Source organism: Microcystis sp. M_QC_C_20170808_M3Col (genome assembly GCF_007095505.1).
Classification (GTDB): Bacteria; Cyanobacteriota; Cyanobacteriia; order Cyanobacteriales; family Microcystaceae; genus Microcystis.
This window is the reverse complement of record NZ_SFBY01000416.1, coordinates 15,827-31,956: the sequence shown is the minus strand read 5'-3', so window position 1 is coordinate 31,956 and position 16,130 is coordinate 15,827. Positions and strand designations below refer to the sequence as shown.

The 16,130-nt window shown below is 42.8% G+C and carries 11 protein-coding genes and 1 pseudogene; 11 read left to right on the top strand and 1 reads right to left on the bottom strand.

Annotation, left to right across the window (positions count from 1 at the left end; genetic code table 11):
* Positions 1-22 precede the first annotated feature (22 nt).
* The 9 genes and pseudogenes from EWV84_RS22955 to EWV84_RS23175 all read left to right on the top strand — a co-directional run bounded on the left by EWV84_RS22955 (position 23) and on the right by EWV84_RS23175 (position 11,226).
* Entirely contained in the window at positions 23-124 is a 102-nt protein-coding gene (locus tag EWV84_RS22955) for a transposase (protein ID WP_353806939.1), read from the top strand.
* 537 nt (positions 125-661) lie between these two features.
* Positions 662-5,485: a DUF8508 domain-containing protein gene (locus EWV84_RS19140; protein WP_287079373.1), complete on the top strand. Its 4,824-nt coding sequence runs from the start codon at positions 662-664 to the stop codon at positions 5,483-5,485.
* A 96-nt stretch (positions 5,486-5,581) separates the two neighbouring features.
* Complete coding sequence (locus EWV84_RS19135; protein ID WP_287079371.1) at positions 5,582-6,097, top strand: PEP-CTERM sorting domain-containing protein; 516 nt, start codon at positions 5,582-5,584, stop codon at positions 6,095-6,097.
* Positions 6,098-6,857: 760 nt separating this feature from the next.
* Entirely contained in the window at positions 6,858-7,991 is a 1,134-nt protein-coding gene (locus tag EWV84_RS19130) for a HetZ-related protein 2 (RefSeq protein ID WP_287079370.1), read from the top strand.
* A gap of 332 nt (positions 7,992-8,323) precedes the next feature.
* On the top strand, positions 8,324-8,482 hold the full coding sequence (locus EWV84_RS19125; protein ID WP_002776561.1) for a hypothetical protein: 159 nt from the start codon (positions 8,324-8,326) through the stop codon (positions 8,480-8,482).
* A gap of 2 nt (positions 8,483-8,484) precedes the next feature.
* Entirely contained in the window at positions 8,485-10,032 is a 1,548-nt protein-coding gene (locus EWV84_RS19120; protein WP_287079368.1) for a cryptochrome/photolyase family protein, read from the top strand.
* A gap of 158 nt (positions 10,033-10,190) precedes the next feature.
* The gene (locus EWV84_RS19115) at positions 10,191-10,532 is read left to right on the top strand and encodes a translation initiation factor (RefSeq protein WP_002802447.1); all 342 of its coding nucleotides are present in this window, start codon (positions 10,191-10,193) and stop codon (positions 10,530-10,532) included.
* 9 nt (positions 10,533-10,541) lie between these two features.
* Entirely contained in the window at positions 10,542-11,009 is a 468-nt protein-coding gene (locus EWV84_RS19110) for a TspO/MBR family protein (RefSeq protein ID WP_286823612.1), read from the top strand.
* Between the two features lie 36 nt (positions 11,010-11,045).
* Positions 11,046-11,226, top strand: a pseudogene (locus tag EWV84_RS23175) (hypothetical protein).
* A gap of 450 nt (positions 11,227-11,676) precedes the next feature.
* Here EWV84_RS23175 and cobM read toward each other — a convergent pair.
* Positions 11,677-12,465, bottom strand: a complete 789-nt coding sequence (cobM, locus tag EWV84_RS19105; RefSeq protein WP_287079366.1) for a precorrin-4 C(11)-methyltransferase — start codon at positions 12,463-12,465, stop codon at positions 11,677-11,679.
* A 222-nt stretch (positions 12,466-12,687) separates the two neighbouring features.
* Here cobM and dnaB point away from each other — a divergent pair, with 222 nt between their 5' ends.
* Entirely contained in the window at positions 12,688-14,445 is a 1,758-nt protein-coding gene (gene dnaB / locus EWV84_RS19100) for a replicative DNA helicase (RefSeq protein ID WP_287079364.1), read from the top strand.
* A gap of 1 nt (position 14,446) precedes the next feature.
* Entirely contained in the window at positions 14,447-16,024 is a 1,578-nt protein-coding gene (locus EWV84_RS19095) for a glycosyltransferase family 39 protein (RefSeq protein ID WP_287079362.1), read from the top strand.
* The last annotated feature ends 106 nt before the right edge of the window (positions 16,025-16,130 follow it).

Sequence of the window (16,130 nt, the reverse complement as noted above, 5' to 3'; positions counted from 1 at the left end):
ACCGAAAGGGACAAAACGACAGATTTTAGATGGGATTTTCTATCAACTCAAAAATGGCTGTAATTGGCCGGACCTCCCGAAAGATTTCCCTCCCTACTCCACCTATTTGGTATCTCTCTTGTGACGCTTCACGGGTAAGAATTACAGGTATTTTGGCTAATTCGCTCTAATCCATACTGGGTAATGATTTTGGGAAAGATACCAAATGGACTCTATAGAAAGGCATTTAGCGATTTTTGTCAATTGTTTTTTATCTAGAGCGAACTAATCAATTAAGTCTCTTGCCAGATAAGGATTTAGTCGATTTATGCCCCCCTATCGAACCATACCAAGTAACGAAGAACCAATTAATCGAGCAAAAGACGATTTTTAATCTTGTCTTATTTAGATATTAAAGAAAGTCCTATAGTATCGTTTTCGGGTCTATTATTTTAAGCGCTTTTCGCATTAGAAATTTTTCAGACCCTATCACCACAGGTCGTAGAAAAAAGTCTGTATTCGATAAATATCACTCTACAGTCTATGGAATCAGAAATTATTCGTCTGTTTCTACCTGTATTTTTTGACACACCAGACTTTTACTCGATACTCCCCATCGTCACAGATAGACGAAATAAACGGAGCGAGTGTAATTTATCCAGATACAAAGGACAAGAAAGTGATGATTACTATTACCGATCCAACCGCACTAGAGTTGCCTCTTCTGGGACAAGATGATATTTACAACGACCTGAACATAGCCGAGACAACCTTTTCGGAAACTCTCCCCATCCGCGACATTCAAGGAACTGGATTAGTATCGGACATGACAGGGAGGCCGGTGAGGGATGTAGCTGGAATCGTTACGGCGATCACCAGTAATGGCTTTCAGCTACAAGACCCCGATCAAGACGACAATCCGCGAACCTGGGAAGACATCTTCGTCTTTACGAACAAGCGAGACCTCGGTGTAAACGGACTGAATCTCTCCGTTGGAGCGTCGGTTCAAGTCAGTGGACTGGTGCAGGAAAGACGACTGGATGTTACCAACGAAGAAGGCGGTAGCGAACCCGCGCTAGAGTTACTTCTTCTGGAACAAGATGATACTGAGGAATACGATGATCCTTACGATACTTACAACGACCAGAACATAGCCGAGACAACCTTTTACGACCAGGACACAGCCGAGACAACCTTTTCGGAAATTCGCATCCGCGACATTCAAGGAACTGGATTAGTATCGGAAAAAGCAGGGAATCTGGTGAGCGGTGTAGCCGGAATCGTCACGGGGTTCGCTACTAATGCTAATGGCTTTTACCTACAAGACCCCGATCCAGACAACGATCCGCGAACCTCGGAAGGTATCTTCGTCTTTACGGGATCGAGAAACCTCGGTGTAAACGGACTCAATATCACGGTTGGCGCATCGGTTCGAGTCAGTGGACAGGTGCAGGAAAATCGACCGAATATTAAAATAGACGGCAAAAGCGTACCCGACCTTACTGTTCTCAGTACCACACAAATTGCTGCCAATAGAGAAACGAACACAATCGAAGTGGTAAGTTCGGGCAATCCCTTACCCGCCCCCATTCTCATCGGATCGGGAGGTCGCGTACCCCCCAACCAAATCATCGCGGGAACGAACTTCTCCCCTGACACCTTCGACATTCCCTTAGATTTAAATACTGGTATCGGCTTCTATGAAAGCTTGGAAGGAATGCTGGTAACGGTACAGGATACCATGGCGGTCAGTCCGACGATTATCCGACCTACTAGCTCGGATTCAATATGGACGGTGGCGAATCGAGGGGCTGATGCCACTGGCATCAACAGTCGCAGTGGCATTGGCATCGCTCCTGATGATTTCAACCCCGAACGGATTCAAATCAGCGCCACAGTCCTGCCACGAGTTGATGTGGGCGATCTCTTAGGGAATCTGACGGGGGTAGTTGATTACGCCTTCGGTGACTACCGGGTCTTAGTAACCGAACCAGTTCAAGCGACTTCTGGCGGATTGCAGCGGGAAGTGACGAATCTAATAGGCACGGCAGATAAGCTAACAATCGCCAGTTATAACGTGGAAAATCTCAATCCCACGGTATCGAACCCCGGTGGACTTGAGAGATTCGGCGTACTCGCCAATCAAATCCTCAATAACCTGAGAGCCCCCGATATTATCGGACTTCAGGAAGTTCAAGACAACAACGGCCCGATCGACGACGGTACGGTAGCGGCGGATTTAACCTATCAGGCTTTAATCGACGCAATCAAGGCCGCGGGCGGCCCTACCTACCAGTTCCTGAATATCAATCCCGTCAATAATCGAGATGGGGGTGCGCCTGGTACTAATATTCGAGTTGGCTATCTCTATAACCCCAGTCGCGTTAGCTTTGTAGAAGGTTCCCTCCGACGGATCACCGACCCCATCGCCACGCCCGATAATGATGGTGCTTTTACCAACAGTCGCAAGCCCCTAGTCGCCACCTTTACGTTTAACGGACAGGAAGTGACGGTAATTAACAATCACTTAACCTCCAGACGCGGTGGCAATAGTTTATTTGGCAATGTTCAACCCCCCAATATTGGAAGCGCGGACGTAAGAGCCAATCAAGCTACGGTTATCAATAGCGAAGTCAACGCGATTCTGGCGGACGATCCCAATGCTAACGTGGTGGTTTTAGGGGATCTTAACGGCTTTGATTTTGAAGAGTTCCAGCAAATTCTCAGTGGTGGGGTGCTAACCAATCTTTCTCAAACCCTGGATGTCAGAGATCGCGCCACCTTCAACTTCCAAGGTAACTCCCAAGCCTTAGACCACGTTTTGGTAACTAATAATCTTGCCGATGATGCCCAGTATGACATTGTTCATGTCAACGTGGATTTTGTTGATCAGCCAGCCGATCACGAACCCATCCTTGCAACCCTCAACTTGCCGTTTACCCTACAAATTCTGCAAACCTCCGATCAAGAAGCGGGGATTCCGGCTTTTCAAGATATTCTTGGCTTCTCGGCGGTAATGAATGCCTTGGATAACCGGTACGCCAATACTCTGAAATTGACTACGGGAGATGTTTACATTTCCAGTCCCTTCTTTAATGCCAGCCGCGATATTTACGATAACGCCACAACGGGTAATCCACAGGCCGATCAAGGAGGCATCGCCGACATCCTGATTAACAATGAATTAGGCTGGGATGTGGCCTCGGTGGGCAACCATGAATTTAGCGGTGGTGCTGGTTCCTTCCTCAACTTGGTCGCCCCGAATCCTAATTGGGTTAATGGGCAGAATGGCGGTGTCGGTATCGGACCTGGAGGCTATCCAGGCGCGGCGTTCCCCTATCTAGCCAATAACCTCGATTACAGCCGGGCTACTCTTCCCAACGGTTTAAGCGTGGTCGCTAACGGGGGAGCGCCTTTACCCAATACCCTAACCGGAAGCGTGGTTAAGGACTTTAACGGCGAAAAAGTGGGAATTATCGGCATTGTTACCCCCTATCTCAAATCGATCGCCGATACGGGAGCGATCGAGGTAACTACCCGAGATGCCAACGGCAACGTGATTACCGGGACGACTTCCGTGGATGAGCAAGTGGATTCCATCATCCGCAACATCACCCCCGAAGTCCAAGCTTTAAGCAATGCGGGCATCAATAAGATTGTTTTGATGACTCACCTGCAAGAATCCCGCATTGAAATCGCTTTAGCCGAAAAAATGGCGGCTTTGGGACTAGGGGTCGATCTGCTCTTGGGTGGTGGTTCTCACCAACTTATGTCCTCGGAAACTGGCGTTCCTCCCTTACGGGAAGATGAAACCCAGCAAAATAACGGACAGTTACTCCAACCCTTTCCTCAAGTTTACGGCAGTGGGGATAACAAAGTCGTTTTCGTCAATTCAGCCGCCAATTACCGCTATCTGAATCAGTTAGTTGTCACTTTCGATTATAAGGGCGTGGTCAGCACCATTGGAGATGATAGCGGTCCCTATGCCACCGATATTGCGGGAGTTGATCGCCTCTATGATGAATCGATTACTACCCTAGATCAAGTTAAAGCTAAAGCCGATCAAGATATAGTTAACATTGTTGATGGGGTGCAATCTTTCGTTAACCAACAAGATGGCAATATTTTCGGTCAAACGGACGTTTTCCTCAATGGTGTTCGGGGGGATGTACGCACCCAAGAAACCAACTTGGGTAACTTAACTGCCGACGCTCAAGATTTCTACGCCGAAGCCTATTTGAATGAGCATAACCTGCTTCCGGGCTTTAACAAGCTCGATATTTCCTTTACCAATGGAGGCTCCATTCGGGACCACATCGGACAGTTTCAAGTGGAACAGTTGGCAACCTTTAATCTGACTACCCTGCCACCTCAAGCTAACCCTGAAGTGGGCAAAGAAGAAGGGGATGTTTCTCAACTCGATATTGCCAACTCCTTAAGGTTTGACGGCGATTTAGTTGTCGGTACAGTCACCGCCACCGGATTCCTGCAATTGGCCGAACACATGATTTCTTCGGTGGAAACGGGGAACGGTCGTTTTGGTCAAATTGGTGGCTTTAACTTTAGTTATGACCCCACTGCCCCAACCGGTCAACGGATTCGCAGTCTGGCCCTAGCCGATGCAACAGGTAAGAGCGTCCAAACCATCGCAGAAAATGGGAAATTAGTGGTTGCTTCTAACACCGTTTTTAGTGTTGTCACGCAAGGTTTCCTAGCGAATGGCGGTGATAGTTATCCCACGGTGATCGAGAATATCAAACGCTTGGTTGATTTTGACGAACCCGATTCTCTAGGAAAGGCCAATCTCCGACCGGGACGGATACAGGATGCCTTCGCGGAGTATCTCTCAGCTTTTTACAACAATAACAACGGACAACAGCCCTTCAACCAGGCCGATACTCCCCAATCAGAAGACAAACGGATTCAAAGCCTCGGTTTCCGTCAAGATACGGTTCTCGATGGTATCACTCCTTTGCTGACAAACATTAATGGAACCACCGGTGATGATACTTTTGACGCAGCTGTGCGCGATGGCAAACAATTTATCGGCAATAACCAACTTCTCAATACGGGAAGCGGGAATGACACTGTAAACGTTCGCTTTGCTGTCGGTGGTAATAACATCCGTACCGCTTCGGGCAATGACACCGTTTACGCAGGAACCAATAACCGTATCGATACGGGTGTCGGCAATGATGAACTTTTCTTGGGGTCTGCCGGTGGTAATAATATCGTCACCGGAGGGACAGGGAAGGATAATTTCTGGATTACAGAAAATGATGCGCTCTTACCGGCAAATCCCAATATCATCGCTGATTACAAAGCGAATCAAGGGGATCTGATTGGTTTCTTCTCTACTAGCTTAAGTTTTGGTTCTCGCGGCACGAATTGGGATTATCGTCAAGCGGGTGCAAATACCATTATTAAAGCTTTTGGACAAGATGTAGCCATTCTCAATGGAATTAATGCCTCTACCTTGACTCAAGCTAATTTCATCTTTAGTTAGGCTCTCTAACTAACTGAATTGAGGGGTGCGACTCATCAAACGCGCACCTTTCAACCCTAATATTTTCAGCACATCTTATTGGATGAGGACAAAATCATGAATTCCTGGCAACGCAACGCAGTGATTACTTCTGGGGTAGTTTTAAGTCTTGCAGTTCGGCAAGTCAATCCCGCTCAAGCGGCTATCGTAAATTACAATCTAGCAGGAACAATAGAAACCGGTTTATTGACAGGAGAAACTTTTTCGGGAACTTTTAGCTATGATAATTCCCTGTTAACGGGTTCAGACTTTGAATTTTTAGATGTGTCTCAAGTAAACTTGAACTTTTCAGGCTCGACTTTTACTGCTGTTAATGCGGACCCTAATCCTACTGTGGAATTTTTAGACGGTAACTTTTTGGGTTTGAATTTTTCAACATCTAGTTTTACTCCAGAATTTTCTCTAATTCCCGCTTTTGGTGGTACTGAGGCTACTTTTTCCTATATTGGAACTAATGATAACGGTTCAGGCCGCATTCAATATGCCCTAGTTCCTGAACCTTCAACTGTTTTAGGACTTATCGCTTTAGGTATCGGCGGTTTTTTGGTGGGTAGAAAACGGGACTATCATTAAAACTCGTGTTTTACTAATTTAAGCCACCTCAAGTAAGGAGAAATCAAGGATTTGCTAGGGGTTTTGAATTGAGCTATGTGGGAGCATCCCACTTAGGCGGTAAGTATTGGTACTTATCGCCTATCAAGTAGGGCGAAAAATCAAAATAATATCGGCAAAATGATCAGGGTAAGCTCATCTAATTTGGTATAAATTGTACTTGACAAAGATTTCTAAATAGGGTCTACGGCAAAAAGTTTTTCGGTGGTGGTAGGGTGTGGGGTGTGGGGTGGGGGGTTTTACCCATTTTCACCTGGTCAATTACCTAATTTTCAGGGAAAAAGTTCCGGAATTTTCCCCTCAATCACTCCAAGGGTCGGCACTTTTTGAGGTCAAAAAAGTCTAAAAGCCTTATCCAAAAAGGTTTTTAGATTTATTCAGCAGACCCTACTTATGTATAATTTATAATTAGCCTTTGTCTAACTGTTGTTTATTAAAATTAATGGCTGTTCGTTACTCTTTATGCTAAATCAACATACAAGATGCCAAGACAACATACTGGTTCTTCATTACTTGGTATGGTTTGATCGGGGGGCATAAATCGACTAAATCCATATCTAGCAAGAGACTTAATTGATTAGTTCGTTCTAGTCGGGTGTTGGGTAAAATCGGTAGCGATCGGCTTTCTCCATGGCTCAGGTTCTAGCATATATCGTGTAAATGCGCTAATATTCAAACTAAAGCCGTCCTTTGAGGACGGGGTTTGGAACTCAATTTTTCGATGACGACAATAATCGACGAGTTAAGGCAACAATGGCAAGATCGCCTCTCGCAAACAGAGGATTCCTTAACCGATCGCCAACGGGAGACTATTATCAATTGGTTACTCGGTGAAGATAGCCAACGTTGGGAAAATTTAGATGGGAGAGATTTAGAAATCGCTAAACGGGGATTAGTCTATCTTTGGCAAATTTTGCGGCAACGCTATCTCAAAGTTAGTCCCACCCGCGCCTATCGTAACCTGATCGATCGTCTCGGCGCTTGTGTCACTCTCCGGCAAAAAATTCGCACTTGGGTTTCCTTAAGTCGCGATCGTCAGCAAGCGGTGACCGATGTCTTGCAAGAAGTTATTCAAGAGATGTTAAATAGCGATCGCTATCTGCAATCCCAGTTAGCATGGATCGCTCGTTGTACCAACGATCAAGCTACTCGCGATCGGCTGGTGTTAGCCACCCTAGAGGAATACGCCCTGCGTCCGATCCGCAATCAACCCCTGTTAGCCTATCGTTTTGTTAATTATCTCCGTCGTCAAGCGAAAAGCGGTATCACTAATGTGCCGCGGGAAGAAATGATCCGGATTCTCTCCGATGAAATTAGTGACGATGAGGGGGAAAATAGCTTAAGTTTACTGGATCAAAATGCGATCGCTACCTACGAAGATGAACGCACTTGCCAAGAAGCGCAAATTCTCCGGGTAAAAGTTCAAGAGAGTTTTGCTAAGTATCTAGAGGAAAATGTTAGTCCGGAGGCGGTGACTTGGTTTAACCTCTATCTAGGGGGCGAAAGCCAAGATGCGATCGCCAAAAAGATGAATATTCCCATTCAACGGATTTATCGTCTCCGGGAAAAAGTTGGCTATCATGCGATTAAGGTTTTTGCCCTCAAGGAAGGGGCAGAATTAATCAGTGAATGGTTAGAAATCAGCCCGAAAGAGCATAATTTTGGCTTAACTCTCAGTCAATGGCAAATTTACTATGCAGCCCTTTCTCCCACGGGTAAAAGCGTTATCGATGGCTTAAAAGCGGGTAAAACCCTTGAGGAAATCGCCAGCGAATTAAACTGTAAACAGACGCAAGTGGTCAAAGAATGGACGCAACTTTATCTAAGCGCCCAAAGTCTCAGGACAAAAACCTAATCAGTATTCAGGAGGCAGTGATCAGTGATCAGTAATCAGTGATCAGTAATCAGATGCGAGTTTTAAGTGAGTGGTATTCAGTGAGAAGTATTATATAGCGTTTCCTGTTCACAAGAGGTACATTCTCAAGGCTGAAAAGCTTAATTAGCAAAGGTTAAGCTGTGCCTCACAGATGCGAGAACCGCTATAGTCATTTCAGATAAGTCTGATACAGTCTAGACCGATCAAACCCTGATCAACTCTGGCATTCATATTCTCAATCTTAATTGAAATGACTATAAATGGCAGTTTCCCACTCCCCATCCCCTTTTTGATTTTTTACTTCAAGAAATATGTGGATTATTAGCAAAAAAGTCGGGGTATTTACCCATTATTTAACCCCTACGGGTACATTTACCCCCAGCATCGACAAAGCCAGTAAATTTTCTGCTCGGGAAATGGCGGATATTATGGCTAAAAAATACGGGGGAATAGTCGAGGCAATGAAATAATTATGACCATTGGCATTTGGATTTTAGGGGATCAATTATGGACAGGACAAGCTGCCTTAGCTAATCGTCAAACCTATGCACGGGAAACACCGGTTATTTTAATTGAATCCCACAATCATATTCGACAAAGACCCTATCATCAGCAAAAATTAGTTTTAATCTGGTCGGCGATGCGTCATTTTGCCGAAGAATTAAAAACTTTAGGATGGTCTGTAACCTACGAAGTTGCTGAAGATTTTGAACCGATTTTATCTGCTTGGATTGAACGATTAGGCATTAAAGAATTACAGATTATGATGCCTAATAATTTACCTTTTCTTAGGTTAATCAAAAATCTGAATTTAGACTGTGTTATAACCCTAATTGATAATAATCACTTTCTCTGGACTAGGACAGATTTCAATAATTGGGCTAAATCTCGTAAAAGACTATTACTAGAGGATTTCTATCGAGAAAGTCGTAAAAAATGGCAGATTTTAATCGAGGATAATCAACCCATAGGAGGACAATGGAACTTTGATAAACAAAACCGCAAACCGCCCAAGGATGGATTAAAAACTGCTGCTCCTCTTTGGTTTGAACCCGATGAAATTACCCTTCAGGTTATCGCTGATGTGGAAGCTTTAGATATTCCTAAATATGGAAAAATCAAACCTTTTCGCTGGGCAGTAAACCGCAGACAAGCTTTACAGGTTTTGGAGCATTTTATCACTAATTGTCTGCCTAACTTTGGACCCTACCAAGATGCGATGATAACGGGAAAAGAAACCCTCTGGCATTCCCTATTATCTCCCTATCTTAATCTAGGATTACTAACGCCATTAGAAGTGATTCAAGCGGCAGAAATTGCCTATAAAAAAGATAATTTAGCCCTAAATAGCATCGAAGGATTTATCCGTCAGGTGTTGGGATGGCGGGAATATATGCAGGGAATTTATCATTATCTGGGAGAAGATTACGCTAATCATAATTGGTTTGAGCATCAACAACCCTTACCGGCTTTCTTTTGGGATAGTAATCAAACCGAGATGAATTGCCTCAAACAAGTATTATCACAGGTGGAAAATACCGGTTATGCCCATCATATTCAAAGATTAATGATTTTGAGCAATTTTGCCTTAATTTTTGGTTGCTCTCCCCCAGCAGTTGAGAACTGGTTTCATAGTGTTTTTATCGATGCCTACGATTGGGTAATGCAGACTAATGTGTTGGGAATGGGACAATTTGCCGATGGGGGAATTCTCGCCTCTAAACCCTACGCCGCCTCGGCCAACTATATTGATAAAATGAGTGATTATTGTCGGGGTTGTGTGTATAAAAAAAATGAACGAGTCGGGGATTTAGCCTGTCCTTTTAACTTTCTTTACTGGGATTTTTTGGCACGACATCGAGAAAAATTAAAGTGCCAAGGTCGAGTTAATATGATTTTAGGTCATCTCGATCGAATGTCGGCAGCTGAACTTAATCAAATGCGCTGCCAGTCCAACCAATTAAGAGCTATCAGTTGTCAGGAGTCAGGAGTCAGGAGTCAGGAGGTGATAGGGAGATAGGGTTTTGGGGTGATAGGGTTTTGGGGTGATAGGGTTTTGAGGTGATAGGGTGATGAGACAACTTCCCCACTTCCCCACTTCCCCACTTCATAATTCATAATTCATAATTCCCATCTTCCCACTTCCCCACAACCAAAACCCACTATGATAATTGCTATATGAGTAAATCTAAGGAAAAAAACCGGATTGCCTATCAGGAATTTGGAGATCAAAGTAATTCCCAAGCTTTTGAGCGTTCCATTCCTGAATTACCCCCGAATCAGCAGAATTTGCGAGTACAAACCTCCCGCTCTGGTCGTGCGGGAAAAACCGTTACCATAGTTACAGGTTTTCAATGTCAAACCGAAACTCTGACTAAATTATTAAAACAGTTAAAAACTGCTTGCGGAACGGGTGGTACAGTTAAAGAAAATGCCATTGAGATCCAAGGAGATCATCGCCAAAAAATTCTACAAATTCTCATTGAATCGGGTTACAAAGCCAAAATTAGCGGAGGATAGCTAAAAATCATGATTCCCTCTTGGTTGCTTATCGGTGTCGTGGGATTTTTGGTCGCGTTAGGTGGGGGATTACTTAATTCTCGGGATGTACGTTGGTTTGCGCGATTGCGTCGTCCCGATTGGTTAACCTTTGAAAGATTAATCCCTCTTATCTGGACAATTATCTATATTTGTGGGGCAATTTCTGCTTATTTAGTCTGGGAAGCGCAACCGGCTAATCGCTGGTTTTTGATGGCTTTTTATCTGTTGGTGGAATTGACTATTACTGCCTATACTCCCGTCACCTGTAAACTACGTAGTCTCAAAGCGGGAACGATTATCGGAGGTACGGGTTTTTTCTTGGGTTGTCTTCTGGCGCTATTGGTTTTCCCTGTTTCTTCTTGGGCGGGCATCCTACTCCTACCCTACCTGATTTGGAGTCCGATCGGTACCTATGTGACTTGGGAAATGATCCATCTCAATCCTAGGGATGTCTAGATAGGGTTTACTGAAAAAGTTTCTTGTGGTGGCAGGGTGTGGGGTGTGGGGTGTAGGGTGTAGGGTTTTACCGATTTTGAGGGGGTCAATTACCTAATTTTCAGGGAAAAAGTACCTGAATTTTCCCCCCGATCACTCCCATCGCTGGTACTTTTTGATTTCAAAAAAGTCTAAAGATATAGCAAAGACCAAGGTGCTTAGGACAATCCATCGCTGAAACCCTGTTCAGATAAGAGTTTGAAAATTGAAAGCGTCCTAAATAACCCATTATTTGCTATATTATCCAACAAGGTTTTTAGATTTATTCAGCGAACCCTAGACAGGTAAAGTGGGATGGGTTAATTTTTAACACATCCCACAGGTCTTATTGCCATCTACCAACTTGAAAATCTAGACTGTTTTTTCCGCTCTAACTCGTTCTACCTTTACCTTGCGAGGACTGGAGCAATCAAGGAAGTTAGGAACCTCCTGACGACAGTGAGGACAATACCATTAGGCACGACCAACCCCAAGGTGACGAAGGGTAATTCCCGAACACATAGGGCAGTTGTGCATGGATTGTTAGACTAATTTTAAACATTTTTAAAATTGTCTTACCTCCTGAAATAATCCTAAACAAAATCGCCGCTCTTTAACTCTAACTTTAGGTATATTTCCCAGAAAATACCTAGGGATGAGGACGGAAAAGATGGGAATGTTGCGGGTGATAAAGTTGCGATCGAGTTCCTGTAATCTGGTTTAAAGCGGGACTAATTAGATAAAGGGTAGTTCTAGTTAAATTTTCTCGATGGGTTAATTGGGCCATCTCTGACAGGGGGACAACCCAGATTTTTTCGTCGGGCCAACTGAGACGGAAACAAACGGCCACCTGTTGCTCTGGCTGGTAGTATTTTAGGAGTTTTTCCTGGGCTTTGTCAACATGACGGGCGGCTAAATATAGGCATAAACTGGCTTTATGGGCGGCTAAAGAGGCTAATTCTTCACTTTCTGGCATAGGAGATGCTTTCCCTTCCACCCGAGTTAGAATAATTGTCTGGACTAATTCCGGAATCGTTAATTCTAGGGCCAATTTGGCCGCTAATCCTTGAAAGGCACTAATTCCGGGGATTAGCTGAAAGGGGATATCCGCTGCTGTCAAAAGATGAATTTGTTCTTGGATGGCACTATAGAGACTTAAATCCCCCGATTGCAGTCGCACCACCGCTAAACCCCGACGCACGCGATCGATCATTAAAGGGATAATTTCCTCTAGGGTGATGCTACTGGTGGGAATTAACTCGACATCTGTACGAGTGTCCTCAAGAATCTGTTTGGGGACGAGGGAATTAGCAAAGAGGATAACATCGGCTTTTTGGAGAATTTTATAGGCTTTTACCGTCAATAATTCCGGATCTCCGGGACCTGCACCAATAAAATAGACGGCCGGGAGGAGAGGAGAGGAGTCAATTAAAGTCATACTAAATCCTGTTTAAAAGGGGTGTAGGGTGTGGGGTGTGGGGTGTGGGGTGTGGGGAAGGAAACCTCTTTCATCTGTGGGGGTGAAAATTTTTTCATCGGGACTGACTCGGAGAATACTGTCTCCTGAATACTGAATCCGATTATTAACCTGAACATTTGTATTTAATTACGGTGAAACTGACTATACAATATTAATGATAAAGCACGGTCAGCATTGACAATGATTAGCGATCAGTCCCTCCCCCCCCAAAATATTGAAGCGGAAGAATCTATCTTAGGTGGTATTTTACTAGATCCAAAAGCGTTAGGTAGAATCAGTGATTTTTTAATTCCAGAAGCTTTCTATGTGAAAACCCATCAAGATATTTATCGTGCGGCACTTGCTTTACAAGGGAAGGGAAAACCGACGGATTTAATGACGGTTAGCAGCTGGTTACAGGATAATTTTCTGCTGGAGGAAATCGGGGGAATGCCGCGATTGTTACAATTAATTGAGCGCACTGTCTCGGCCGCTAACATCGATCGCTATGCTGAATTAGTGATGGATAAATATATGCGTCGTCAGTTAATTTCCACCGGGGGAGAAATTATTGAGTTAGCCAGGGATACGACGCTAGAATTAGAAAATGTTTTCGATGAATCGGAACAAAAGATTTTTCGTCTCACCCAAAAACGACCCCAAGAGGGTTTAATTTTTCTGGGGGATACTTTAATTGAAACTTTTAACGAAATTGAGAAAATGCAGGAGACGACCACTCTACCCGGTATCGAAACTCAATTTTATGATCTCGATGCCATGACCAGTGGTTTACAACCCTCGGATTTAGTTATTATCGCGGGTAGGCCTTCCATGGGAAAAACTTCTTTTGCTCTTAATATTGCCTATAATATCGCTCAACAGAATTTACCTGTGGCTGTCTTTAGTTTGGAGATGTCCAAGGAACAATTAGCCCAACGTTTGTTATCGAATGAGGCTAAAATCGAAAGTAATCGGATTCGCTCGGGCCGTTTGGGACAAAATGATTTAGAGAAGGTTCTTGGGGGACTAGAAAAGTTATTAAATTTGCCCATATATATCGATGATAGTGCCAATTTAAGTGTAATTCAAATGCGTTCCCAAGTGCGGCGTTTACAGGCAGAAAAAAAGGGGCAAATGGGATTAGTTTTAATCGATTATCTGCAATTAATGGAAGGGGGAGGTGATAATCGTGTTCAGGAACTTTCTAAAATTACCCGCAGTCTTAAGGGTTTAGCGAGAGAAATTCATGCTCCTGTCATTGCTCTTTCTCAGTTAAGTCGCGCTGTGGAATCTCGCAATAATAAAAGACCGATGATGTCCGATTTACGCGAGTCGGGATGTTTAGCAGGTGATAGTTTAGTTGAGTTAGCCGATCCTCGTGCTAAAGTGCCAATTTGTCAGTTAGTTAATTGCTCTAATTTTACGGTTTTTGCTCTTAATGAGGAAACAATGAAATTAGAAAAAGCACTGGTAACTAAGGTCTTTTCTACAGGATTTAAGCCAGTTTTTCGATTAACAACTCGTTTAGGTCGCACGATTAGAGCTACAGGCAATCATAAATTTTTGACTGTCCACGGTTGGCAAAGATTAGATGAATTAAATATCGGTAATTATATCGCTTTACCTCGCTCTCTGAGTAATTCAGACCTAAGGTTTAATTGGGATGAAGTTATGGCAATTCAAGCGGATGGAGAGACAGAAGTGTATGATTTAACAGTAGATAAATTACATAACTTTATTGCCAATAATATCATCGTCCATAATAGTATCGAACAGGATGCGGATTTAATTATGATGTTATACCGAGATGAATATTATAACCCCGATAGTCCCGATCGAGGTGTGGCCGAAGTAATTATTACTAAACACCGTAACGGTCCCACCGGCACAATTAAGCTACTTTTTCAACCAGAATTTACCAAGTTTCTTAATCTTAAACAAAGTCGCTCTAATTATTAAAATGAAAGCAACTATTAATTATAAAACTCCCAATTGGCTCTTAATACTTTTGGCAATTATCCTAACTCTCGGTGTGGTTTTTCGTTTTGCGAATATCGATAAAAAAATCTATTGGCACGATGAATCCTACACCACCATTAGAACCACTGGTTATCAAGCAAAGGAAATCGCTGATACTATCTTTCAAAATCGTCTTTTATCTACCACAGAATTAGGAAAATTTCAGCAACTGAAACCCGAAAGTAATGTTGTTGATACAATTAAATCTCTTGCTAAAGAAGACCCTCAACATCCACCTTTATACTTTATTATCTCTCGCTATTGGGAAAAACTATTCGGTTTTTCTACCGTTTCTTCCCGCAGTTTAGCGATTGTTTTTAGTCTTCTCTCCCTGCCATTTATTTACTATCTATCCCTAGAATTATTTGCAGCAAAGTTAACGGCAATTTTAGCAGTAATTTTATTGGCACTCTCTCCAGTTGATATAATATTTGCTCAAATGTCTCGTCAGTATAGTCTTTTGGTTCTGTTAACTATAATCAGTCAATTACTGCTGTTAAAATGGCTCAAAAAAAGAACTATTGTTAATTGGTCTTTATATACCCTATCTAATACTCTCGGACTCTACACCCATCTCTTTTTTATCCTCAACTTATTTGCTCAAGCAGCTTTTCTTATTTGGTATCTTGTTATGAAACCAGAGCGAAAAAATAACTTGATATTTTTCCTGTTATCTGGGTTAACAATGATGATTTTATATATACCCTGGTTACAGGTTTTCTTAACTAACTCTCAAAGGGCCTTTAACTCCACCAGTTGGGCTGCCGTTAACTATCTCGATTGGGGATTAATCAGTAAATTATGGATTCTAGGTTTTACCTGTCTATTTAGTGATACCGACTTCGGTTTTAATAACATCTTCACCTATATATATAGACTGTTTTTTTTAAGCTTAACTATCTATGCTTTTTATCGAGTTTATCGCTATAATAACCCGATAGCTTTTACTTTTCTGATTACCTCAACCCTAGGGACTTTCCTAGCTTTAGTCATTCCAGATATAATTTTTACTACCACTAGATCAACTGTCACCCGTTATCTAATTGCATCCTTTCCCACTATCTATATAACTGTGGCTTTTTTCTTGTCACAATTGCTTAATCAAGGTAAATTTTTAGGTAAAACTATCTTGACTTTTTTGTTAACTGCTAGTATAATATCGAACTTTAATAATGCTCTTTCCGAAACCAGTTGGGCAAAAGTTCCTAGTTATTGGAATGGCGAAGTTGCCAGAAAAATCAATGCTGTACCCAATGCCATTATTATCAGCGACGAAGGTAATGACTGGACTAACTTAGGTGATTTGCTTTCCCTTAATTATCGTCTTAATTCTGATGTACAATACTTCCTGACTACCACTCACCCCGATACCGATAAGTTAAAAGAAGTCCTAGAAATTCCCCAGGTCAACTTATTTCTTTTTCGTCCTTCCAATCGTTTATTACTTGCCTTAGATCAATTCGATATTCGTCTTGATTATTTCTATCCTCAAGGTCAATTGTGGCGAGTGAAGAAATAGGCAAATATATAAGTAGTAGGACAAAATTAACTTCTTGGTTAGGATAGGCACTCATGCAAGAGATGATTAGATATGTCTAATTAATTGTGTCTAGCTATATATTTTG

Excerpts from the sequence above, each read along its gene's own strand:
- EWV84_RS19140 (WP_287079373.1), top strand. The coding sequence starts at position 662 with ATGATTACTATTACCGATCCAACCGCACTAGAGTTGCCTCTTCTGGGA.
- EWV84_RS19135 (WP_287079371.1), top strand. The coding sequence starts at position 5,582 with ATGAATTCCTGGCAACGCAACGCAGTGATTACTTCTGGGGTAGTTTTA.
- EWV84_RS19130 (WP_287079370.1), top strand. The coding sequence starts at position 6,858 with ATGACGACAATAATCGACGAGTTAAGGCAACAATGGCAAGATCGCCTC.
- EWV84_RS19125 (WP_002776561.1), top strand. The coding sequence starts at position 8,324 with ATGTGGATTATTAGCAAAAAAGTCGGGGTATTTACCCATTATTTAACC.
- EWV84_RS19120 (WP_287079368.1), top strand. The coding sequence starts at position 8,485 with ATGACCATTGGCATTTGGATTTTAGGGGATCAATTATGGACAGGACAA.
- EWV84_RS19115 (WP_002802447.1), top strand. The coding sequence starts at position 10,191 with ATGAGTAAATCTAAGGAAAAAAACCGGATTGCCTATCAGGAATTTGGA.
- EWV84_RS19110 (WP_286823612.1), top strand. The coding sequence starts at position 10,542 with ATGATTCCCTCTTGGTTGCTTATCGGTGTCGTGGGATTTTTGGTCGCG.
- cobM (WP_287079366.1), bottom strand. The coding sequence starts at position 12,465 with ATGACTTTAATTGACTCCTCTCCTCTCCTCCCGGCCGTCTATTTTATT.
- dnaB (WP_287079364.1), top strand. The coding sequence starts at position 12,688 with ATGATTAGCGATCAGTCCCTCCCCCCCCAAAATATTGAAGCGGAAGAA.
- EWV84_RS19095 (WP_287079362.1), top strand. The coding sequence starts at position 14,447 with ATGAAAGCAACTATTAATTATAAAACTCCCAATTGGCTCTTAATACTT.